Origin of the sequence: Geminisphaera colitermitum TAV2 (assembly GCF_000171235.2) — a bacterium.
Classification (GTDB): domain Bacteria; phylum Verrucomicrobiota; class Verrucomicrobiia; order Opitutales; family Opitutaceae; genus Geminisphaera; species Geminisphaera colitermitum.
Genome location: NZ_ABEA03000080.1, coordinates 14,490 through 35,819 on the forward strand (window position 1 = coordinate 14,490; position 21,330 = coordinate 35,819).

Below are 21,330 nucleotides of genomic sequence, written 5' to 3' on the forward strand. Positions count from 1 at the left end.
CGCCCCGCAACGTGGCAGAGGCGCGCGGCTGGCGACAGCGAAAAATTCGCGTGGTTTGGACGGGTTCGACTTCAAAACTTCAAAACTCCAAAATGCCCGAAAAACTTCCCGCGCGACTGGCCGGAAACGTGCTTCCCCTTCATCGTGCAAATCGCAATTCTGCCCGCAATCATCCTGCCCGCAACGTTCACCCTCCGTCCTCAGAAAAGCTGATGCGTTTTCGCCCGCCCTGGAAATGGCAGTCCGCCAACCAAATCATCACCGGCCTGGTTGTCGGTCTCGCCCTCGGCCTCGTTGCCGAATGGCTCCTCACCTCGCCCGCCGCCCTTGACCGCCTGCAATGGTGGCTCGCCCAAGTCATCCAGCCGGTCGGCAAGCTGTTTATCCGGATCATTTTCATGATCGTGATCCCGCTCATCTTTTCCGCGATTGTGCTCGGCATCGTGGAAATGGGCGACGTGCGCAAACTCGGGCGCGTCGGCGTCAAATGCGTGCTCTACACCTTCGTCCTTGCCGGCACCAGCGTCCTCCTCGGCCTCGTGCTGGTGAACACCCTCGCCCCCGGCCGTCATCTGGCGGAGGAGACGCGCGTGGAACTCGCCGCGCGCTACGGTGGCGACGCCGCCGCCAAAGTTGCGCAAGGCACGCAACAATCCCCCCCCCTCGCCGAGACCATCCTCAACCTCATCCCGCAAAACCCGCTGACCGAAGCCGTCAACGCCTTCACGCCCAACTACACCGGCGGCGGCCTCATCGCCGTGATGGTGTTCAGCCTCTTCTTCGGCGTGGCGCTGGCCATGATCCCCAAGGAAAAAAGCGCCGGGCTGACCACGCTCTTTCAAGGCATTTTCGAGGTCTGCATGATTATCATCGGCTTCGCCATGAAGCTCGCGCCGATCGGCGTGGCGTGCCTCGGCTTCAGCCTCACGGCCACGCTCGGCGCGGGCGTCGTCAAAAGCCTCGGCTTCTACGCGGGCGTCGTTGTATTGGGACTGGCGCTACACCAGTTCGGCACCTACTCGCTGTTCCTCGTGCTGGCGGGGCGGAAGTCGCCGCTGCGCTTTTTCCGCGAAATCCGCGAGGTGATGGTGACGGCGTTCAGCACCTCGTCGAGCAACGCGACGCTGCCCGTCTCGATCCGTGTGGCGGAGGAAAACCTGAAACTCCCGCGCCAGATCAGCCGTTTCGTGCTGACCGTGGGCGCGAGCGCCAACCAGAACGGCACGGCGCTTTACGAAGGAGTCACGGTGTTGTTTCTCGCGCAAGTCTTCGGCGTGGATCTCACGCTCGGCCAGCAGATCATCGTGGCGCTGATGTGCATCATGGCGGGTTTTGGCACGGCTGGCGTACCCGGAGGCTCACTACCATTGGTGGTCGGCGTGCTGGTGACGATAGGAGTGCCGGGCGAGGCGATTGCGATCATTCTGGGCATCGACCGCCTTCTCGACATGTGCCGCACCACGCTCAACGTCACCGGCGACCTCGTCTGCGCCGTCCTCGTCTCGCGCGGCGAGACGGACATGGCGGAGGGGAACTCCTCATAACAGCTGAAGTTACGCGACGGAGGATTGGCAAAAAAAGTGGCGCCGGGCGTCCCGCCCGCAGGTAGCAACTATCTTGGAGAGTGATTTTTTATGAGCTTGAGAAGTATGAGGGAGAGGCAAAGCAGTGGCATCGGAGGAAGGGGAGTCCACCGAGAGAGAAGAGCCTTGAACCGTCAATCAGGACGGGAGGGCAGCGGCGTAGGCCGGACGCAGCAGAGAGTTAAGGAAGATGAGGAGTTTTCTGGCGATGGCGACATAGGCTACGGTGGGAGGTTTGCCGCGAGCGCGCAGTTGTTGGTAGTGGAGACGGGAAGGCTCATGCCAGCGAGCGGCGACCATGGCGCACTGGTAGAGGACGCGGCGAGCGGGAGCGCGGCCACCTTGGATGATGCGAAGACCCTTGAGTTTGCCGGAGTCCCAGGGAAGGGGGGCAAGGCCGGCGAGCTTGGCGATCTGTCTGCGGTTCAGGGAGCCGAGTTCGGGCAGGTAGGCGATAAGGGAAAGGGCGCTGAGGATGCCCACACCCGGAGCGAAGCACAGGGTGTGGATACGCTCGAGCCAAGGCGCCGCCTGTTCGCTGTAGAGCCAAGCCTGCAGATCAAGTTCGAGAGCGAGGCGGTGGGAGCGCAGGGCGCGCACAACGCGCTTGAGTTGAAGAGCGCTCCGAGCACTGAGCAGGTTGTTGCGCATGTCGAAGGCGCTGATCTGTTCGACGATGGCATGGCGAGCCATGAGCAGGTCGCCCAGACGCCGCAGGGCGTCCGAGGGCACGGGCGAGGGCGCGGGGTGACCTTCGATGCCCAAACGCAAGAGAACACGAGCATCGATCGGATCGGTTTTTTCGAGTGTGCCGAGCGACTTGGCGAAGGCGCGGACTTGTGCCGGGTTCAGGCAGGTCAGGGCAATGGCGTTGAGGGCGCAGCGTTGTTGCAACAAACGGTGATGACGTCCGGTGGCCTCGCAGAGCAAATGGACGCCGGCTGGCAGGCCGGCCAGCCAGGAGTCCATCGCTTGCGGGCAATTGGGGACGTTGACGACTTTGGCAGCAAGAGTGCTGCAGACCGCGAGCGAGTCTTTGGCGACATCGACACCGACGTAATCAGTTGCGGGCAGAGGATACATGCTCATCCTTGTTTTGTCGGACTCGCCGGAGCAATTGCTTCGGTGGTCCATTCAACGGTTCGAGCGATTAACCAAAAGGTCGCCTGCGGTTCATGCTACCAGCGCTCTGATCCGAACGGATCAAGCAGGGGCGTCGACGAACTCGCAGGCGGCCGAGCCGTGAGGGCCTGCAGGCCCTCACGGCTCATCCGCCCGAGGCCTCCCCCCGTCGAACCAACTTGCGGGGGCAGTCCTCGACTGAACTCCCTCATCTTACCACATCTCCAAACAACAAGGGGCGTCGCTTGCGACGCCCGCGCACGCCATCCGATGCCACATCCTGCAAACGCGGGCTTCGCAAGCGAAGCCCCTACGCGTGGCGTGGGCGTCCCGCCCGCTTCTGCTGGAGGTGCCTCTCAGCCTTGTCTCAGGGCGACGCTCCGCGTAACATCAGATAACAGGCACAATCATCCGACTATTGGAGACAAACCACATTCCTTCCGGCGAATAGGCGGTTTGCGAAAAGAGCATCACGATGTCTTTTCTTCAAAGATGCCCCTCTCTTTGATCAACATTCCAGCAACCATGCCGCCGCGGTCTGCCACCCGATCCCCGTCGGCAAACCCGGCGGTCGCTGTGTGTCCATGCTGACAAGCAGCGGCGTGGCCCGCGGATATTCCGCAGCGGCCTCTTCCAAGGCTCGCGCCTCGCGGCCCAGTGTTTCCGGCGATCCTGTATCCGTGCACACCTGGATCAACCACACCTCCCCGTCAGGCAGACGCGCGTGGAAATCCACCTCGTTACCACCGGACGTTTTCAGATACCCGATTTCCGCTCCCCGCCGTTCCAGTTCCACGAACACGGCGGTTTCGAGCGCATGGCCCAGGTTTTCCCTCCCCGTCCGCTCGTAGAACGGGATAAACCCGGGATCCACCGGATACGCCTTGCGCGGATTGGCCATGCGTTGGCGCTCCGATGCCGTGTGCAAGGTCAGCGTGCGAATGATGAATGCGTCCTCCACATACCCCAGATACGCATGCACGGTATCTTTCGCGACGGGAATTCCTTGCGAACGCAAGGCATCGCTAAACTTGTTCACGCTGAAAGGCGCGGCGGGATTCGCCAGAAAATGACGCAACATCCAGCGCAACGCCGCGGGATTTGACACGCCATGACGCTCGATCACATCGCGCAACAAGGCCACGTCAGCGTAACTCCTCAGCACATCGCGCCGATCGCGCGCGTCGCGCGACTGCGCCTCCGGAAATCCTCCCTCCGCCAAATACGCGCGCAACTGTTTCTCGATGCCCGAGCGGATTCCCTTTGGCAGAGCATTCCACGATTTGCCTCTCGCAGGTTCGGAGCCGTTGTGCCGCAACGCCTCGCGGAAACTGAAAGGATGCACCAGCACCTCAAGCGCCCGTCCGCGCATGCTCGTCGCCACCTCCCTGCTCAACAACCGGGCCGACGAACCCGAGATAAAAATCTGCACGCGCTCGGTATCCATGAGACGCCGCAAGAACACCTCCCATCCGCTTACCAGTTGGATCTCGTCAAAGAAAAACGTAACCCCGTGCCCCCCCCCCCCCCCCCCCTGTTGATCGCGCCACTCCGGATGCCTCCGGAAATACTCCTCGACCACCAAGTGCAGGCGGGAGGCATCAAGCCCGTCGAGCCGCTCGTCCTCGAAATTGAAATACAACAACGCTTCACGCGGAATCCCCGCCGCCACCCGGTCGGCGAGACACTGCCAGAGAAACGATGTTTTGCCCGCGCGCCTCATGCCGATCACCGCCAGCGCCTTTCCCGGCACCGCAGGCAAGCGGACATCCCGGCGGGTCAAGGCGGGAACGGAAAACGTGAGTCCATCCGTGATTTTTCGTGCGATTATCTCCTCAATCTGTCCTTCCATGAAGGACAGATTGACCAAATCTTGTCCTTTTTAGAAGGACAGAATTTCCAAAATCCCAACCGGGGGACAAAGTCATCGCACGCGTTATGTGCCGCCACATTCTCAATCCGGCCAGCCCATCAATTCATTGGGTGTCGTTTTGAGCACCGTGCAAATTCGGGAGGACCAGACAGATCTTGACCCAGGAGAGAGGCAAGGAAGAGAGAGGGCAAAACCCACGCCAACAGCATCCCCCTCTACTTGGCCCCCGATTCCTCCCAAAAGGAAACAGAGCAGCAAAAACAAACCATCGTCCGCGATTTCTGGAAAAACTTCACGAAAGCCAACCCCAGCCTCTCAATCCCGTTGGGCGACGATGGATTGCCTCGCAACGACAGCGCCACCATCGAAGCCGCCTACCAGGCGGTTTTTAATACTCGCAACACGGGTGCTCTCAATACCCCCGCCCTCGCCCGCGCCTACCTCCGCTCCATCATGCCAAAAGGCGACACCATCCAGCTCAACGGCGCCCACTTTTACCTCGCCTCCCTCCTCTCCCTCCAACACTCCACGGCCACCACCACCGACGGCAAACCTCACTACACTGGCAAATGCCCCTTCGCCCAAACCATCTTCACCACCAATTTCGACCCCATCCTTCAAATTTCCCTCCAGCTCTTCAACGTCCTCTATTACATGACCGACATGCCCGGAGGGCTTCCTCCCGACATTTTTAACGGTATAGACGACACCAGCCTTCATCTCTTCTACGCCCACGGCAGTTTCTATCGCGCCTTTCAAGCCAACAGCACGGGAGATATTGAGAAAATCCGCAAAAAAAACGCCGACATCATTCGCCCCGAACTAAAAAAACGCGGTGTCATTGTCCTCGGCCATTCCGGCTGGAACGACTGCCTCATTAGTGCCCTTTCAGACATAGAAACATTTGACGGCAACCCCTACTGGCTCGCCCGTGACGAAACCCGCATTTCACAAGCCACACGCAACATCCTCGACACGTGCTCAAACGCCTACTTCGTCCAAATCACCGACGCCAACAACTGGATGGCCAAGCTCCATAGACACCTCTGCCCCGGAATGCCCTTCACCCGACTCCTGCAAGAGCCGATTCCCCTCCTCCGCGAACAAATCAAAGAAATCAACCTGCAAGACATCACGCGCTCCAAAGACGAATCCGAAGCCACCGCATCCTCGGCAAAAGAACCCTCTGTCAATACAATCCCCCCCGACTCCATCCTTCCCGAGAACTTTAAAAAAACACCCTCATCCAACTCGACGAAGCCGAAGTCGCCTTTAACAAATCCGAAACGCTCGCTTCCCTGAAAAATCGTGCTTCCACTGCCTACAAAAAAGACAACTGGCCTGAGGCAATAGCCCTCTACTCAGAAATAATCAGCCACCCAAAAGCATCATCCTTCGATAAAACTGAAGCCCACTTCCAACGCGGCGTCGCCCACGGCAAATCCGGTAACACCGATGCCGCAATCGCCGATTTCTCCGCCGTCATCGCCATGCCGGACGCCCCTCCTAAACTAAAAGCAAAGGCCCAGAAATTTCTGGATAAACTAGAGCGTGTAGTCACGAGATTGAAGCCCAGAGGATGGCACACCTGAATTGGACGGCAGCGAGGAAAGAGGAGGCTCGTTTTGCGTATCGGGTTGCGATGCCGCGCCATTGCTTGAGTCGTAGGAATGCATTTTCTACCAGATGCCTGATCCGATAAAGATAAGGGTCATATTCGCGTTGTTCTATGCGATTGGTCTTTGGAGGAATCTGCGGGCAGATGCCTGCGGCCTGCGCCATTTCGATGATGGCGTTGGTGTCATATCCCTTGTCGGCGATCAGATGGTCTGCGGCAATGCCTTCAATCAACCTGCCAGCCTGTGTGCAATCAGCCGTGGAACCCGCTGTAACAATGACTCGCACCGGCATACCATGCGCATCCACGGCCAAATGTAGTTTGGTGTTTCGCCCCCTTTTGTCAGACCGATCGCCTCGTTTCCACCTCTGGCTCCCGCCGCATGCGGATGGATTTTGACATGACTGGCATCAATCATCAGCCACTCAAAATCGGGCTCGTTCATCAGTTCCGACAACAGGCGCTCCCAATGCCCCTTGTCTCTCCAGCGACAAAAACGCCTGTGCGTGTTGCTCCACCCTCCGTAATCCTCTGGAAGATCCCTCCAAGGCGCACCAGTGCGTAAAATCCACAGAACCGCGTTGAGGAACTTGCGGTTGTCCTCCGCCACCCCTCCCCACGCTCCTTTCCTTCCAGGTAGCAGCGGCTCCAGAACGCTCCAAACTCGGTCCGAAATGTCGTGACGGTGTTGATCTTTCGCCATGCTGACATTCTCCATCACGAAAAAAAACAGTCAACCTTATCTCGTGACTACACGCTCTAGAAAATAAATAACCTTACCCAGATGATGTTACGCAGAGTGGGAAGAGGGTGCTGTTTTGAAGCACTGTTCATTTTTATTTTTTTAGACAGAATTTACAGAATTACCGAAAATTAGGAGAGAAACATCTTTTTCTAAATTCCGTTAATTCAGCAAATTCCGTTAATTCTGTCTAAAAAACTGCTGTTCCATGGTTGGCTGCGTAACATCAGTTACCCAGCATTATCCACTTGGAAAAGCTGCTGGTCACTGGCTACTGGCAACATCTGCCTCAGGAAAGACATAGGCCAAATTAGAGCAGTTTCATTTAAACTGTAGCCATTTGATACCTGGTAGGGAGGCCTCTCCGAGGCCTCCGCCGTGCGTAGTGTGAGAATGCGAAATTCATAGGTAATTGGAGCGTGGTTTCGGAGGCCTCGGAGAGGCCTCCCTACCGCCAAGACAACGGACACAACTCAACTGAAAATGCTCTAGAAACCTCACGCGGAGGCGCGGGGGGGGGGGGGGAGAAGTTCGGACGCCCCAAGCATTCCGATTTACGAGCAATACGCGCAAGACCCGGCGCGCTTCGACTGGGTGCCCAATCCCGAAATAAGCGCCACGCGCTGGACTCATTTTTCTCCCTGACCAACACACCACGAAATTGAGCCGGCAAGGTTGCCTGATGCACTATACAAATGCCATCGGTTCGTAGTCGGCGCCGAGAATGGACTTGGCGGGACAGGCGAGCCAGCGGTCAAGAACCGTGGCGTAAATCTGGCGGAAATCGGTGCTGAACTTGAGATCGTCGCGGCGCTCGATGTCGAGCGAGGCCGCCGTGCCGTGCATCGTTCCCTGTAGTTTGGAACCCATGACAAAAAGCGGGGCGGCGGTGCCGTGATCGGTGCCCTTGCTTTCGTTTTCGGCGGGACGCCGTCCGAATTCGGAGAAGGTCATGGTGAGGACTTGGTCGGCAAGCCCCTTGGATTCGAGGTCCTTCTGGAAGGCGGCCAGACCTTCGGAGAGGTTGCGCAGAAGGTTGGCGTGCTGCGGAGCCTGATTGTTGTGGGTGTCGAATCCTCCGAGCGAAACGAAATAAACGCGGGTCGAGAAACCGGATGCAATGAGCGCGGCGACGTTGCGCAGGGAATTGGCGAATCCGTTTCCCGGATACGTGGAGCCGGCTTTATAGGCGCCGAGGACGCGCTGCACTTTTTTTTCCGTAACGAGGGCATCCATCATGGTGGCCTGGAGAAAAGAGCCGTTGGAGTGATCGTGGCCGGGATCATCATGGCCGCTGTGGCTGATGAGGTTTTCGAGAAGCTGCACGGAGGATTTGTTATCGCGCCCTCCACGCCCGGCCAGACTGAGGCCGAAGGTCGAGTGCGGGTTTTGGGAGCCAAAGGATTGCGGCACCTCGGCGCTCATGTGCACAGCCTCGGGGTCGCGTTCGGTAACGGCGGTGGCGGCGGGCGCGGGTGCGCCGGCGCAAGCGTTGTCGAGGAAGCGACCGATCCAGCCGGTGGCGAGCGACTGGTCGCTGCCGGAGGCGGTCTCCCAAATTTCCATCGAGCGGAAGTGGCTGCGATTGGGGTTGGGGTAGCCGACGTTTTGAATGACACCGAGTTTTCCGTCTTTGAACATCTCGTGCATGGCGGCGCACGAAGGGTGCAGGCCAACGCTGCCGTCGAGGTCGAGGAGTGTATCTTTTTTCAGGGAAATGGTGGGACGGAGTTTGTAGTAGTTGTCGTTCTGATACGGGACGACGGTGTTGAGTCCGTCGTTGCCACCGGCGAGTTGCACGAGGACGAGGATGGTGCGGTCCCTTTCGGGCGCGGGCGTCTGCGCAAGGGTGGATTGGACGAGAAAGGAGGGTGCAAAGCGGGCAAAGGCGAGCAGTCCGATGCCTTGCGCGCTGTAGCGCAGAAATTCGCGCCGGGTGGTGGGGAGAATCGGATGCGGATTGTTCATTTTAGAGCAGTTTCATTTAAGCTGTAACCATTTGTTACCTGGTAGGGAGGCCTCTCCGAGGCCTCCGCCGTGCGTAGTGTGAGAATGCGAAATTCATAGGTGGTTGGAGCGTGGTTTCGGAGGCCTCGGAGAGGCCTCCCTACCGTTAAGGCAATGTTTAGCAGAGTTGGTATTCGGGGGTTTGGAGGACAACGATGGCGGCTTGGCGGACACGACCAAGGTTGAGTTTTTCTTTGCCGGCGGGTGCGTCGCCCTGGAGAAATTCACGGAGCGCGGCGCGATAGTCGGCATTGACGGGAACAGGCAGAAAATAGTCCACAAAACGCTCCACGATCCTGTCTGCGCCCAAGGTGGAAAATTCGCGGAGGCGTTCGTCATCGACGGCAAATTTTTTCGCGCCGGATGTACGCGCGATTTCGAGCGCGACTTTGTCGTCGGCGTTGAGTTTGGCTTCGTTGAAGGGAGTGAAAAGCGTGGCGGCGAGCTGGCGGCGGGCGGCGAGTGTGGAGGCGTTGATCCAGGTGCGGCCACCGACCCAGCCACGGACATTGGGTGGGTTGAAAATCATCTGTCCCATCTGGCGCAGGGGGATGAGCGTGGTGCGGGGGAAGGGCGTGACATCAAGTTGCAGGTCTTGCAGGAGACCAAGGTAGTATTGGACGGGGCTCTTGATGTAGTTGGCTCGAAATTGCGCATGATAAAACACCTGCGAGCCGAAGAAGCGGTGGCAGAGTTTTTGGAGGTTGAAGTCGGTGGTGCGCCACCAGGCGCCGAGCGGTTCGAAATAGGCGGTGTCAATGGGCTGCTCGGTGAGATAAAATTTTGCCATTTCGCACGGCAGAAAGGTGGCGGCGGCGGGCTGCCGGTAAATAAGGTCAATGACGTCGTCGCCGTCATAGCGGCCGGTCTGGCCGAAGATAGTTTTCGGCGTGGCGTCGTGCTGGCGGCGGACGAAGCGGAACTCGCCGTCGGTGTGACGGTAGCCGGTAAAGGCGCGCGCGGCCTCCTTGATGTCGGCCTCGGTGTAATGGCCTTCGCCGAGCGTGAAGAGTTCCATCAACTCGCGGGCGAAGTTTTCATTGGGCGACTTCAACTGACTGCCCTGAAGGTCGAGGTAGATGAGCATCGCGGGGGAGCGTGACACGGCCTTGGTCAGCGCGGGGGCGGTGCCTGCGGAACCCTGGCGCAGAACCGCCCAATGCAGAAAAATGAGTCCTGGGTTTTCAACTTTGTCGGTGGCGGTGACGTAGGTGTTGGAAAGAAAGAGTATCCATTTTTCGGATGCAGAGACTTCGGGCCGGGCTGCCTGCTGGAGCCAGCGGATGGCGAGTTCGTTGCGGTATTGCGCCTGGAGTTCGCGCGCGTCGCGTTCGAACTGGCGGCGTTGTTCGACATCGGGTGCTTCGCGGGCGCGCTGGCGAAGTTCCTGCACGCGACGCATTCCGTCGGCGAGGAGGGGCGGCGGGGTGAAGGGGGGCGGGTTGGGGGGAAAGAGGCGGGTGAGCGTGGCGGACAGGCCGTCTTTCGTGGCGCGCTCGACTTCGGGCGGGGTGGCCGTCCAGCCGGCGCGGCGCAGCAGATGGCGGGCGTGGTCGGGGGTCCATTGGCCGGCAGGCAAGGGCTGCCAGGCTTGGTCGGGTGAAAGCGTGGGCGTCATGGCGAAAATCGGGTCGGTCGGCGACGGAAGTCGTTTGCGGCAGCGCCGGTGGATACTGAGGACGCCGCCGCAGACCGTGAGTTTCGCCAGTTTTCGGCAAAAATCAAAACCCGAGCGGAGTTCGATAAATGCGGGCGACGCGCTTGGTCACGGAACAGAGGGTTTCCCAGGGAATCGTGTCGCCCCAGCGACTGAATTCGGTGAGGGCGATTTCAGCGCCGTTTTGGCGCCCCACGAGCACGACTTCCTCGCCGGGGCCGGTGTCGGCGGGCAGGTCGGTGACGTCGATGATGGTCTGGTCCATCGTCACGCGGCCCAGGACCGGGCAACGGCGTCCACGCACGAGGACGCAGGCGCGGTTGCTGGCATGACGCGGGATGCCGTCGCCGTAACCGCCGGTGAGGATGGCCACGCGCGAGTCGCGGCTTAGCGTATGGGTGCGCCCGTAGCTGATGTCGGTGCCGGCCGGCAGTGGTTTGACGAGGCCGATGCGTGTCCGAAAACTGAATACAGGCTCGGTACGCACTTGCGCGAGGAGGGAGCCGGCGTGGGGCAGCACGCCGAATTGCAGGAGGCCGATGCGCGCGGCGTTAAAGGGGCCGGCGGTCTCGATGGTTTCGAGGCCGGCGCTGTTGTCCGCATGAACGAAGATTTTTGCAGGGTCGAGTCCGCGGCAGCGTCCGATCGCGGCCACGAAGCGACGGCGTTGCTCGGCGGTGAAGGCGGCGTCTTCGTCGGGCGAGGAGAAGTGGGTGAACACGCCTTCGAGGCGCAAGCCGGGCGCGTCGCGAAGGTTTTGGTAAATGGTTTCCGCCTGCTCGTGCCACACACCGAGGCGGCCCATGCCGGTGTCGATCTTGAGGTGGACGGCGATGGGGCGTCCGGCGGCGCGTGCGGCGGCGGAGAAGCGCGCGACTTCGTCGGTCGTGGAAACGGTGACGGCGACGTTGTAGTCAGCGATATGGCGGTCTTCCTCGGGGAGCACGGGACCAAGGGAGAGGACGGGCCAGTCGGGTCCGATCTCGCGGAGCGCGGCGGCCTCCGCGATGCTCGCCACGGCAAAGAGGTCGGCGCCCGCGTGCATGAGCCGGGCGGCGGTTTGCGGGAGGCCGTGCCCGTAGGCGTCGGCCTTGACGACGGCGACGTAGCGGATGTGCGCGGGCAGCGAGGCACGAATGAGGCGGAGGTTGCGTTCGAGCGCGGCGAGATCGATCTCGGCCCAGCAACGCATGGGAAGTGAGGAGGCGGACGGCATCGCGCATAAAAAATCCCAAAAGAACAAACGATCAAATCCCAAAGGACGCTGGGGCACGGGAGCACGGAGGCACAGGGGCACGGAGGCACGGGATTCCCCAATCTGTTCTTTTTGGGATTTGATCGTTTGTTCTTTTGGGATTTTCCCTTTGAGCCATGCCAATCATCGCCGTCATCGACAACGGAATCTGCAACCTGCGCAGCGTCACCAAGGCGCTCGAAGCCGTGGGGGCCGACGTGCGCGTGATTCATACGCCCGTCGAACTGCGCGCCGCACACGCCTCCGGGCTGGTGCTGCCGGGCGTGGGCGCGCTGGGCGATTGCGTGGCGTCGCTGCGCGCCTCCGGCATCGACGATGCCGTGCGCGGCTGGATCGGCGAAAACCGCCCGTTCCTCGGCGTGTGCCTGGGAATGCAGGCCTTGTTCGAACACTCGGAGGAAGGGGGGGGGGGGGGAGGCAACGCCAGTCGTGGCGGTGGTGTGAACGGGCTGGGTGTGTTTCCGGGCCGCGTGGTGCGCTTTGCCCACACGCCCGAATCGGGCCTTAAAATTCCGCACATGGGCTGGAACACCATTCGCTTCACGCAACCCAACTCACCCTTGCAGACAGGGCTGCGCGAGGAGGGCGAATCGGTGTATTTCGTGCATAGCTACCACTGCGTGCCCGCCGACCCTGCGCTGGTGCTGGCGACTTGCAACTACGGTGGCGACTTCACGGCGGCAATCGCGCGCGGACGCTGTTTCGCCACGCAGTTTCACCCGGAAAAAAGCCAGGAGCGCGGCCTGCAAATCTATCGCAATTTCGCCAGCGTCGCGGCGGCGGCGTAAGAATGGCGGCAACGGGAAACGTCCTCGCCGGTGGCGTCTGACACCCTTTTCCAGTCAGAAATGTCTCACGCGGAGCAACGGTGTCATTGAGCAAGCTGGAAGTTTGGATATTTAAAATCGCCCGTTGCTGTGTCCGCCACGCGTTTGGACGGCTCACGCTCACGTAAACCAACGCCGCCCGACTCCGCATCACGCACGCCACGGCCAGCCACCCTTACCCGCGTTTCCGGTTTTGCTGGCGGTATTCCATCGGCGTGACGCCGAGCACTCGCTTGAAAACGCGGCCCATGCGATCGTCATTGGGAAAACCGCATTCGAGCGCGATGTCGTAGGCCTTCTTCGCTGTTCCCGCCAGCAACTCGCGCGCCTTCTCCATGCGCTTGTGCGTAATTTCGTTGGCGATGGTGCGGCCCACGTTTTTCAAAAACGCCGCGTGCAACCGCTGATAGGACAATGGCACCAACGCCGCCACCGTCTTCGCGTTGATCGCCCGCGTGTAGTTCTGCCAGATATGGTGCAGCACCGTGGCCACGTGCGGATGCTTGATCGCCATCATGTCGGTGCTCAACCGCGTCACCACGCCTGCCGGCGGGATGAGCACCGGCTCCGCGGGCGGCGTCTCCCCGTGCAGTATCCTGTCCAGCAATACAGCCGCTTCGTAGCCCATCACCTCATGGTTGCTGTCGATGCTCGACAACGGCACCGGCGCGAACTCGCAGCGCAGCGGATCGTTGTTCACGCCGAGCACCGCCACCTGCTCCGGGATTGGAATTGAAAACTGGATGCACGCATGGATCACCTCGATTGCGTGCTCGTCGTGCTCCGCCATGATCGCCAGCGGCTTGGGCAGCGCCGTCACCGACTCGCCCAGCCATTCGACCAACGCCGCCTCCGAATACTGCACGCGCCCCCCGCTGTGCCTGAGCCAGTTCATCAAATGCGCCCGCGCCCCCAATTCCTCCGCCCGTGCCCGAAACGCCCGCCACCGCTCGCGCGCCGCCGGCGCATGCGATTTCAGAAAAAACGCCATGTCGCGAAAACCCCGCTCGAAAAAATAGTCCGCCGCCATGACTCCGATCTTGCGCACATCCGGCTTCACCGTCGGCACCCCCGGCTGCTTGCCGTTGCCGATGTTCACGACTGGCTTGTCCGTTTTTTTGATGAACTCATACAGCGCCGAATCCGCGTGCAGATAGGAAATGATTCCGTCCTCCCGCCACAGCGGAAAGTGGTTTTTGTAACGCTCCACCGCCGCGTCCAGAATCCACCCCGCCTCCCGCGCATGGCGGATGATCCCGCGATGCACCGCCGGTGAATACCACGCCAGCGCCAGCAGGATGCTCGTGCGTTTTTGCGAATACGATTTGGACAAGCGGGATGGGGAAACGGAAGTCATGGCGGGAAACGAAAACCGGCGGCGGGGAACAACCACGCGAACCAGCACCCCCCAAGCGAAACAACCCACCCCCGTCACCACGCAAGCCCTGAAGCGCGCACCGTTAGTTTTCGACGAAAGAAAGATGATTAAAACCGCTTTAAACACGCCTGCATCTGCGTCCCATTTTGGATCACGCCCATGTCGTCTGCCACGCTCTCACCGCCACCACCCGCCCCCGTCGTCCGTCCGCCATCCCGTGGCATGGGCGTCCCTCTTGGGAACCCCGTTCTCCTGAATGGCTCCTCCCGGGAAAAGTCGATCAGGCGACCGGCGTTCCCACATAACGCGGTCGTCCCGCCCGTCATCCGCAACCTCACTTTCGAAATCTCCCTCAAACCCTTCTATGCCCTCGATGACGACGCCACCCTTGCCACCTGCGCCGCCGCCATCCGCCAGTGGGAACACCTCGCGCGCCACGCCACCACCCTCTCGATTCTCCTCTGGGCCTCCGACGGCTCCGAAATCCTTGAATACACTGGCGACCTCGACGCCCCCATGGAATGGGCCCGCTATCTCGGCAACAGCAACCCTCACAGCGAAGTCCCCAACGACCCCGAAAAACGCAGCCTCCACTCCCGCAACTACCTCTACCGCCCCGACGCCCGCCCCATCACCTACCGACGCCTCGCCGACATCGTCCGTGCCTGGCGCCTGGCCGCCGCCGACAACCCCGCCACCAAAAACAAAACCCTCCGCATCGGCCTGCCCTTCGACCCCGGCGGCGAATTCGCCCCCTCCGATTTCAAATACAAACGCCACCGCGAAATCTGCCTCGCCAACACCATGGGCGCCGCCAGCTTTGTCTGCTGCTATGGTATCCTAAATTCAGATACGCACCGCTACGCTGCTTATCCGCGCGGCATCCCGCAAAACACCGGCATCGGCACCTTTATCGGACGCCAATTCCGCCACCTCGCCGCCGACATCGGCCTCGACTACCTCTGGCTCTCCAACGGTTTCGGTTTCGGCCTGGAAACCTGGCATACCACCGGTCCCCTCTTCGAGGGCCAAACCTTTTCGCCGGAAAACGCCCCCGCCCTCCGCGACCGCATCCTCGGCTTCTGGCGCGACCTCCGTGCCGAACTCCCGCCCGCCATCGGCATCGAGACCCGCGGCACCAACCTCGGCACCGCCACCGACCTCGCCAGCGACGCCACCCCGCTGCGCGAGCTTTACGAAGGCGGCTTCGACTTCGCCCCGCCCGTCAATTCCCCCTGGGCCGCCCTCGACGGCGACTTCGGCATCGAGCTCGCCGGTTACATGACCCGCATCGCCGAGCTCCCGCCCGGCCGCGGCATCCCGTTTCGTTATTACCTGCACGACCCCTGGTGGTACAACTCCCCCTGGCTCGACCGCTACGAAGGCCAGCCCCACGACATTTATCTGCCCCTCGCCACCGCCAGCATCGACGCCGCCGGCAACACCCGCGCCGCCGAAACCCTCAGCCTTCTCACTCTCGACGACTCCTACGGGCGCATGCCCGACACCGTTCCCAGCCAGGCCACCCCGCATCTCCTCCGCGCCTGGACCGAACGCCCCGATGCCGCCGGCCCCCTCGTGTGGCTTTATCCCTTCGATGAAGTCCACGACGCCATGTTTGGCCCCGCGCCCGCCCCCGAGCGCCTCTTCCACACCGACTGGTTTGCGCGCGAAATCATCAACGACGGCCTCCCCCTCAACACCGTCGTCAGCACCCGTGCCTTCGCCGCGCTCCTCGATTCCGGGCGCGCCCAAGACGTCCTCGGCGGCCGCGTCCTCATCACCCCCGCGCCCTTCGACGCCGCCACCGAACGACGCCTCCTCGCCTGGGCCGACGCCGGCGGCGCGCTCCTCGTTTACGGCCCCCTCGGCACCGCCCCCGCCCTTCGCGGCCGCCTCGGCCTCGCCGCCGCCGCCCCGCTTTCCGGTAGCATGATCGTGGATACGGCTCCGCCGGCCATCGACGCCCACGAAGACGGTCCTCCCCGCCCGGCCATTTTCGAGCACAGCCCCATCATGTCCGGCGGCGCGCTTTGCGAAGCCCCCTCCCCTCTCCCCCGCCATGCCGCGCACATCGCCGCCTGCGTTCCCGGTGGCGCGGGCGTCCCGCCCGCATGGAGCGGCGACGTCCTCGTCGCCGGACGGGACGACAGTCCCGCCAAAACCGGGCGCGCTGACGCGCGTCGGGCGACGGGGACGTCGCCCCTCCATGCCGCGGGCGTCCCGCCTGCCACAACCCCTCTCCTCCGCGTCCTCGCCGCCCATTGCGCGACCTCCGCCGGCGGACGCATCGCCTGGCTTCGCGCCCCGCTGACCATGCGCATGATTCCCAGACAAAAACTTCCCGTCCCCGACGCGTCCGACACCACCTGGTCCCTGGCGCAGCTCGTTCGTCACGTCCTCTCCGAAGCGCACGGCTGGCACTTTTCCTTCAACACCACAACCTCCACCGGACGCCACCCCGTCCTCACGCTCCACCGTCACGCCAACGCGTGGTTGTTTTCCGGATACATTCCCGACACCACCGCCGAAATCCATCTCCACACCCCGTTGGGCGCGCCCATTTTTCTCGGAACAGAAACCCGCCTCCGCGACGGCCACGCCACCCACCGACTGCCCCGCGCCTGCCGCCACGAATGCCGGATATTCCTCCACGGCCAGACCGACGGCGTCATTGGCTGCATCGAACGTCATCCCGCCCAAATTGGCGTCACCCGCCGCATCCTTGTTAGCGGACTGCGCGAAGCCACTCTCCGCTTTTTCCCTCCACACGACGCCGGTCCCGTGACAGCTTGGCACAACATGCCCTGGCCCCATATCACCGGCGACACCATCGCCCTGCGCGAACACCACACCCCGCACGGCCTCATGCTCGAAACCACCTCACCCGTCACCGGAGAAATCCGCCTCTCTTGGTAACGTCCCCCCCCCCTCCCCCCGACCACACCCGTATCCAAAAACACCATGCATTCGCCCACCTCAAACTTCCGCCCGGCCCTCGTCGTCCATGTCAGCTCCGCCGCCTTCACGCTTATCGAGTTGCTCACGGTCATCGCCATCATCGGCATCCTTGCCGCCATCATCATACCCACAGCAGGCCGCGTCCGGGAATCCGCCCGCGACGCCCAATGCAAAAGCAACCTCCGGCAAATCGGCGTCGCCGTCACGCTCTACGTCAACGACAACCGCGTCTGGCCCTACGGCAACAGTCCGACACTCGTTCAGGAACTCGCCCCCTATCTCAATCCCAACGCAACGACACCATGGAGCGGCACCAAAATCGATGAATGCCCCTCCCGCAAAATCATCGTCAACGACGGCACTATCAACCGCTCCTACGGTGCCAACCCCTTCGTCTTTGTGGATGGCGGCACCGCCACCCCCAAAAAAACTCGTACGCCACCCGGAAAAGTCACCCGCCACTCTGAGACCATTCTCTGCATGGACGCCTGCCAGCGTGACACCGGCAGCGCCCACAGCCGCATGGCCAACCTCGAACCGTCATCCGTAGTCAGCCAGAACCCCTCCGATGCCGACAACCTCGTCCCCCCCGTCTCCGGCGAAGACGTGGACGGCACCAGCATCGCCATCTACCGCTTCCGCCATTCCGGCCAGAAAACCAATGCCGTCCGCGCCGACGCCTCCATTGCCACCTACGCCAAAGGCACCCTGAAAAACCGCCATTTCGCCATCGAATACTGATCTACGCTCCCATGCCTTTGCGCACTCTTCACCTTCCGCTTGCCGTTCTACTGCTCCCGCTGCTTGCCGCGCTGGCTCCCACGCCTGTCGTCGCCGCTACAATCTCGCACACCGAGCCCACTTACAAAGAAAGCCGGATCACTATGGACCCGATCCCGCCCGGACCGTATTCGGAAAATAATACAATCGCGATCACACTCCGTTACCACCTCTCCCCCCGCGACGCCGCCGCCGGCGACACCCGCCTCGTCCTTGTCCCGCTTGGTCCCCGAAACGCACCCGGTGCCACTCCCTTGCACCGCTCTTATCCCGGAATGGTTGCGCAATCCATTCCCGTTTCCCCCGGCATCGGCACGCACACCTTCCGCTTTTGCGTGACGAAAATCTTCCCCCGCAACGACCTCAACTTCGCCGCCCACTTCACGACCAACGGACGCCGCTGGCCACTCAACTGGTCCTACGACGCACGCAGCGACGAACCCCTTCGCGACTCCATTCGACTCGAACCACAGCATCCATTTTACACCATCGACACCGACCGCCCCGCCAACCTCTTCACCTACGACGAACCCGTGCGCCTCCGCGTCACCTTCCGCAAAAACGTCACCCCCGGCCAACGCCGCCTCCTCCACTACCGACTCCACGACGCCCGCGGCGACACCCTCACCGGCGCCCTCACCGTCACCACCGCCGCGTCCGGCCAACACACCACACTCACACTCCCTATCCCTCCCGAACGCCGCGGCATCTTCGCCCTCGAAACCAACATCGCCGAATGGGGCGAACGCGAACTCGTCTTCGCTCGCATCCCTGACGTCCGCGCCCTCACCCGCGACGCCCTCACGCCCTTCGGCGGAACCGAAATCCAGACCGAAGCCCAAAACATCATCGCCCGCCAACTCGGCCTCACCCACACCCGACACCACAACTTCCACTGGGCCAAAGCCCAGCCCGCGCCCGGCCAATGGGAAACCGCGACTTGGGATCGCATCCTCGACACCAACCACCGCCACGGCATCCAAGCCTCCATCATCGTGGTCAACCCACCTCTCTGGATCATGCCCGATGGAACCCACGGCGCAGGATTCCAACCCTTCCCTTTCGATCACGAAGCATGGCGCGAAAGTATCCGGCACTTGACTACACGCTGGAAAAACAAACTCCACTCCATCGAATGGCTCAACGAAATCACCCCCGGCGTCCAAACCCCCGACCCCGTTGGCGACTATCTCGCTTTTTGTCGCATCGGCACCGAAACCGTGCGTGAAATCGCCCCCCGCCTCCAAACTCAACTCGCCGGCGGACTCTGGCCGCGCAACTTCCGCCAAGACGTTCTCCGCGCTGGCATCGCCCGCCAAATCGACATTCTCCCCGTCCACTACGGCGACGAAAACAGTGTGCTCGACGCACGCGACGACCTCCTCGCTGCCGGAGAGACCATAGCGCCCCAAGGCCGGGTCATCCTCTGGGACAACGAATCCGCCCATCCCGTCTGGGTGCCCCTCGACATGCCTTGGAGCGAAGCCATTCGCGACCGCAGCCAGTCCGAATGGGTGCTTCGCCGCTGGCCCGGCGAACTCGTGGCAGGCGCGCAACGCATCCTCTATTTCGGCGGTTTTCGCAGCCTCGCCGCTGGCGGGTGGAACTACCTCATCGACGCCGACAAACCCCGCCCCGTTGCCGTCACCCTCGCCGTGCAATCTGCCAAACTCGGCACCGCTCGCCCCCTAGGCCGCATCCCTCTGGGCGAACTCGGCATCGCTTACCTCTTTGAAAACGCCGGAAAACCCATCGCCATCCTCTCCACGCAAAATACAAACGGCGAAACCATCACCCTCGACCTTGGCCCTGCAAACGCCTCCGTAACACCCCCTCCCCCCACTGCTCTCATCACCGACTACCAAGGCAACGAAACCCGCCTCCCCCTGACCCCCTCCGGCCAGCTCACTCTGAAACTCGATACCCTTCCTGTCTTTGTCGAAGCCGGTTCGCTCGACGCTTGGCGCAGTCACGCCGGCCTGCGCGTGGGCGATGGACGCGGTCAAGCACGCTTCGTCCGACCGCGTGGTGCCAACCTGCACGCGCCCGTTGAAATCACAAACTCGTTTGAGTACCCCCTCTCCGTCACGCTCGCCCTACGCGTCCCCTATGGATGGCCCCAGCCCGCCCCTATTCCGGTAACGATTCCCGTCGGAGAAACCCGCCGCCTCACCCTCCCCCTTGTCATCCCGCCAACAGCCCCGACAGGACGTATCTCTCTTGAAGCCACGGCCACGTTTTCCACCACGAAGATCACCGCCCACCAGCAAGTCACGCTCGATGTCATCGACCCGTCCATGCTCGGCAATCTCCTCCAAAATCCTGGCTTCGAAAACCCCGGCAATCGCTCCGAACGCGCCGCCCACTGGAGCACCGATCCACAAACCCGGCGCGAAACCGCGCCCCCCTCCTCCCTCATCCCCGGCCTAGGCAACCATCTGCTCTCCATCAGCGGAGTATCCAAAAAATGGGGACACGCCAGCCAGCAACTTCCGGTGCTTCCTGGGCAATCCTACCTGTATTCCCTCTGGGTGCGCACAGAGGACATTGCCGCCGGTAGCAACGTCTCGCTGTGTCTCAAGGACGGCAGCACGCGCACCCTTCACATCAACCGCATATTCCGCGCTCCGCGCACCTCGCCATGGTGCTTCAAACACGTCCGCCTCGACATGCCGCCCGACGTGGAAACCATCACCGTCACGCCCGTTGCCAACGGTCCCGGCAATGCCTCCTTTGACAACATCAGCGTCACACTCCACGAAGGCACACCTTGGGCTGCCCTCGCCAGCCGTGCCGCCCGCTCCCCCCAAGTGGACGGCCACTTCGACGACTGGCCCCTCGCCCGACTCCATCCCCTCCCTCTCCTCGCCGACAACCAACTCACCATAACCGACACAGCCTGGCGCTGGTCACCCGAAAACCTCAGTGCAGCCGCCTGGCTGCAATGGGACACCTCCGGCCTCTACCTCGCCCTCCGCGTGCGCGACGACCAGCACCATACCATCGCCGACGACGCCCGCCTAACCGAAGGCGATAGCCTTCAACTCGCCCTGCATCCGCTCAACCGCGCATTCGGCGAAGACCACCGCGCCTTTGCCTACACCGTGAGCGACGCCCGTCCCGGTACCGGCGGAGGAATGCACACGCTGTATCGTGATAAAAAATACGCCGGAGGACTCACCTCCGGCCACCTCGCCCGCGACTCCTCCGTTTACAAACTCGCCATCCGCCGCGACGACTCCGCCCGCGTCACCGATTATGAACTCTTCATGCCCTGGACAGAACTCGGCGGCATCGTTCCCGAACCCGGCGTAAAATTCGGACTCTCGCTCCAACTCAACGACAACGACGGCGACAAGCGCGCCGCAGTAATGACATGGGGCGACGGACTGTATCCGCGATGGGAGCCTCTCCGTTTCGGCATTCTCACCCTCGTCAATGATACAGAGTAAATCCTCACCCACTCGTTTCTCACGCTCTTAATCTTCTCCATTTTCCTTTCGGTATCGAATTTTAGGCACGGCATT

General features: G+C 61.8%; 13 protein-coding genes. 6 read left to right on the top strand and 7 right to left on the bottom strand.

The annotated features are described in order from the left end of the window. The first annotated feature begins 92 nt into the window (after window positions 1-92). Window positions 93-1,544: a dicarboxylate/amino acid:cation symporter gene (locus OBACDRAFT_RS08145; protein ID WP_232766862.1), complete on the top strand. Its 1,452-nt coding sequence runs from the start codon at window positions 93-95 to the stop codon at window positions 1,542-1,544. Between the two features lie 177 nt (window positions 1,545-1,721). On the opposite strand, the gene OBACDRAFT_RS08150 is transcribed toward OBACDRAFT_RS08145, so the two are convergent. Both OBACDRAFT_RS08150 and OBACDRAFT_RS08155 read right to left on the bottom strand, forming a co-directional pair. Beyond that, window positions 1,722-2,672 carry an IS110 family RNA-guided transposase gene (locus OBACDRAFT_RS08150; RefSeq protein WP_157836912.1) on the bottom strand — a complete coding sequence of 317 codons (951 nt, stop codon included), beginning with the start codon at window positions 2,670-2,672 and terminating at the stop codon, window positions 1,722-1,724. A 541-nt stretch (window positions 2,673-3,213) separates the two neighbouring features. Next, window positions 3,214-4,488, bottom strand: coding sequence for an ATP-binding protein (locus OBACDRAFT_RS08155; RefSeq protein WP_198529863.1), 1,275 nt, complete (start codon window positions 4,486-4,488; stop codon window positions 3,214-3,216). Window positions 4,489-4,797: 309 nt separating this feature from the next. On the opposite strand from OBACDRAFT_RS08155, the gene OBACDRAFT_RS08160 reads away from it, so the two are divergent. Further along, window positions 4,798-5,880 carry a hypothetical protein gene (locus tag OBACDRAFT_RS08160; protein WP_043584558.1) on the top strand — a complete coding sequence of 361 codons (1,083 nt, stop codon included), beginning with the start codon at window positions 4,798-4,800 and terminating at the stop codon, window positions 5,878-5,880. A 255-nt stretch (window positions 5,881-6,135) separates the two neighbouring features. On the opposite strand, the gene OBACDRAFT_RS26355 is transcribed toward OBACDRAFT_RS08160, so the two are convergent. The 4 genes from OBACDRAFT_RS26355 to alr all read right to left on the bottom strand — a co-directional run bounded on the left by OBACDRAFT_RS26355 (window position 6,136) and on the right by alr (window position 11,794). Continuing rightward, window positions 6,136-6,899, bottom strand: a protein-coding gene (locus OBACDRAFT_RS26355) for an IS5 family transposase (protein WP_088179262.1) whose coding sequence is annotated in 2 segments (ribosomal slippage) — window positions 6,136-6,527 and window positions 6,527-6,899 — 765 coding nt in all. Because the reading frame shifts where the segments join, the coding sequence is not laid out codon by codon here. Window positions 6,900-7,625: 726 nt separating this feature from the next. Continuing rightward, the gene (locus OBACDRAFT_RS08175) at window positions 7,626-8,906 is read right to left on the bottom strand and encodes a DUF1501 domain-containing protein (protein WP_043584560.1); all 1,281 of its coding nucleotides are present in this window, start codon (window positions 8,904-8,906) and stop codon (window positions 7,626-7,628) included. Window positions 8,907-9,063: 157 nt separating this feature from the next. Beyond that, window positions 9,064-10,563 (bottom strand): DUF1800 domain-containing protein, encoded by a 1,500-nt coding sequence (locus OBACDRAFT_RS08180; RefSeq protein ID WP_043584561.1) that lies wholly within the window; start codon window positions 10,561-10,563, stop codon window positions 9,064-9,066. Window positions 10,564-10,666: 103 nt separating this feature from the next. Then, window positions 10,667-11,794, bottom strand: coding sequence for an alanine racemase (gene alr, locus OBACDRAFT_RS08185; protein WP_232766864.1), 1,128 nt, complete (start codon window positions 11,792-11,794; stop codon window positions 10,667-10,669). 179 nt (window positions 11,795-11,973) lie between these two features. On the opposite strand from alr, the gene hisH reads away from it, so the two are divergent. Then, window positions 11,974-12,645 carry an imidazole glycerol phosphate synthase subunit HisH gene (gene hisH / locus OBACDRAFT_RS08190; RefSeq protein ID WP_043584565.1) on the top strand — a complete coding sequence of 224 codons (672 nt, stop codon included), beginning with the start codon at window positions 11,974-11,976 and terminating at the stop codon, window positions 12,643-12,645. Window positions 12,646-12,859: 214 nt separating this feature from the next. Here the strand turns inward: hisH and OBACDRAFT_RS08195 are convergent, their stop codons facing one another. Continuing rightward, a complete protein-coding gene (locus OBACDRAFT_RS08195; RefSeq protein WP_081721899.1) occupies window positions 12,860-14,041 on the bottom strand; it encodes a XylR family transcriptional regulator in 1,182 nt (393 codons plus the stop codon). Between the two features lie 180 nt (window positions 14,042-14,221). Here OBACDRAFT_RS08195 and OBACDRAFT_RS08200 point away from each other — a divergent pair, with 180 nt between their 5' ends. Genes OBACDRAFT_RS08200 through OBACDRAFT_RS08210 form a run of 3 tightly spaced genes read left to right on the top strand, consistent with a single transcriptional unit; the run spans window position 14,222 to window position 21,255 of the window. Continuing rightward, window positions 14,222-16,981, top strand: coding sequence for a hypothetical protein (locus tag OBACDRAFT_RS08200; protein WP_157836957.1), 2,760 nt, complete (start codon window positions 14,222-14,224; stop codon window positions 16,979-16,981). A 45-nt stretch (window positions 16,982-17,026) separates the two neighbouring features. Beyond that, window positions 17,027-17,764 carry a type II secretion system protein gene (locus tag OBACDRAFT_RS08205; protein WP_052361492.1) on the top strand — a complete coding sequence of 246 codons (738 nt, stop codon included), beginning with the start codon at window positions 17,027-17,029 and terminating at the stop codon, window positions 17,762-17,764. 11 nt (window positions 17,765-17,775) lie between these two features. Then, complete coding sequence (locus OBACDRAFT_RS08210; protein ID WP_043584566.1) at window positions 17,776-21,255, top strand: sugar-binding protein; 3,480 nt, start codon at window positions 17,776-17,778, stop codon at window positions 21,253-21,255. Window positions 21,256-21,330 lie beyond the last annotated feature (75 nt).

What these genes read in the sequence shown, in the direction of transcription:
- OBACDRAFT_RS08145 (WP_232766862.1), top strand. Translation starts at nt 93, where the DNA reads ATGCCCGAAAAACTTCCCGCGCGACTGGCCGGAAACGTGCTTCCCCTT.
- OBACDRAFT_RS08150 (WP_157836912.1), bottom strand. Translation starts at nt 2,672, where the DNA reads ATGAGCATGTATCCTCTGCCCGCAACTGATTACGTCGGTGTCGATGTC.
- OBACDRAFT_RS08175 (WP_043584560.1), bottom strand. Translation starts at nt 8,906, where the DNA reads ATGAACAATCCGCATCCGATTCTCCCCACCACCCGGCGCGAATTTCTG.
- OBACDRAFT_RS08180 (WP_043584561.1), bottom strand. Translation starts at nt 10,563, where the DNA reads ATGACGCCCACGCTTTCACCCGACCAAGCCTGGCAGCCCTTGCCTGCC.
- alr (WP_232766864.1), bottom strand. Translation starts at nt 11,794, where the DNA reads ATGCGTTGCTGGGCCGAGATCGATCTCGCCGCGCTCGAACGCAACCTC.
- hisH (WP_043584565.1), top strand. Translation starts at nt 11,974, where the DNA reads ATGCCAATCATCGCCGTCATCGACAACGGAATCTGCAACCTGCGCAGC.
- OBACDRAFT_RS08195 (WP_081721899.1), bottom strand. Translation starts at nt 14,041, where the DNA reads ATGACTTCCGTTTCCCCATCCCGCTTGTCCAAATCGTATTCGCAAAAA.
- OBACDRAFT_RS08200 (WP_157836957.1), top strand. Translation starts at nt 14,222, where the DNA reads ATGTCGTCTGCCACGCTCTCACCGCCACCACCCGCCCCCGTCGTCCGT.
- OBACDRAFT_RS08205 (WP_052361492.1), top strand. Translation starts at nt 17,027, where the DNA reads ATGCATTCGCCCACCTCAAACTTCCGCCCGGCCCTCGTCGTCCATGTC.
- OBACDRAFT_RS08210 (WP_043584566.1), top strand. Translation starts at nt 17,776, where the DNA reads ATGCCTTTGCGCACTCTTCACCTTCCGCTTGCCGTTCTACTGCTCCCG.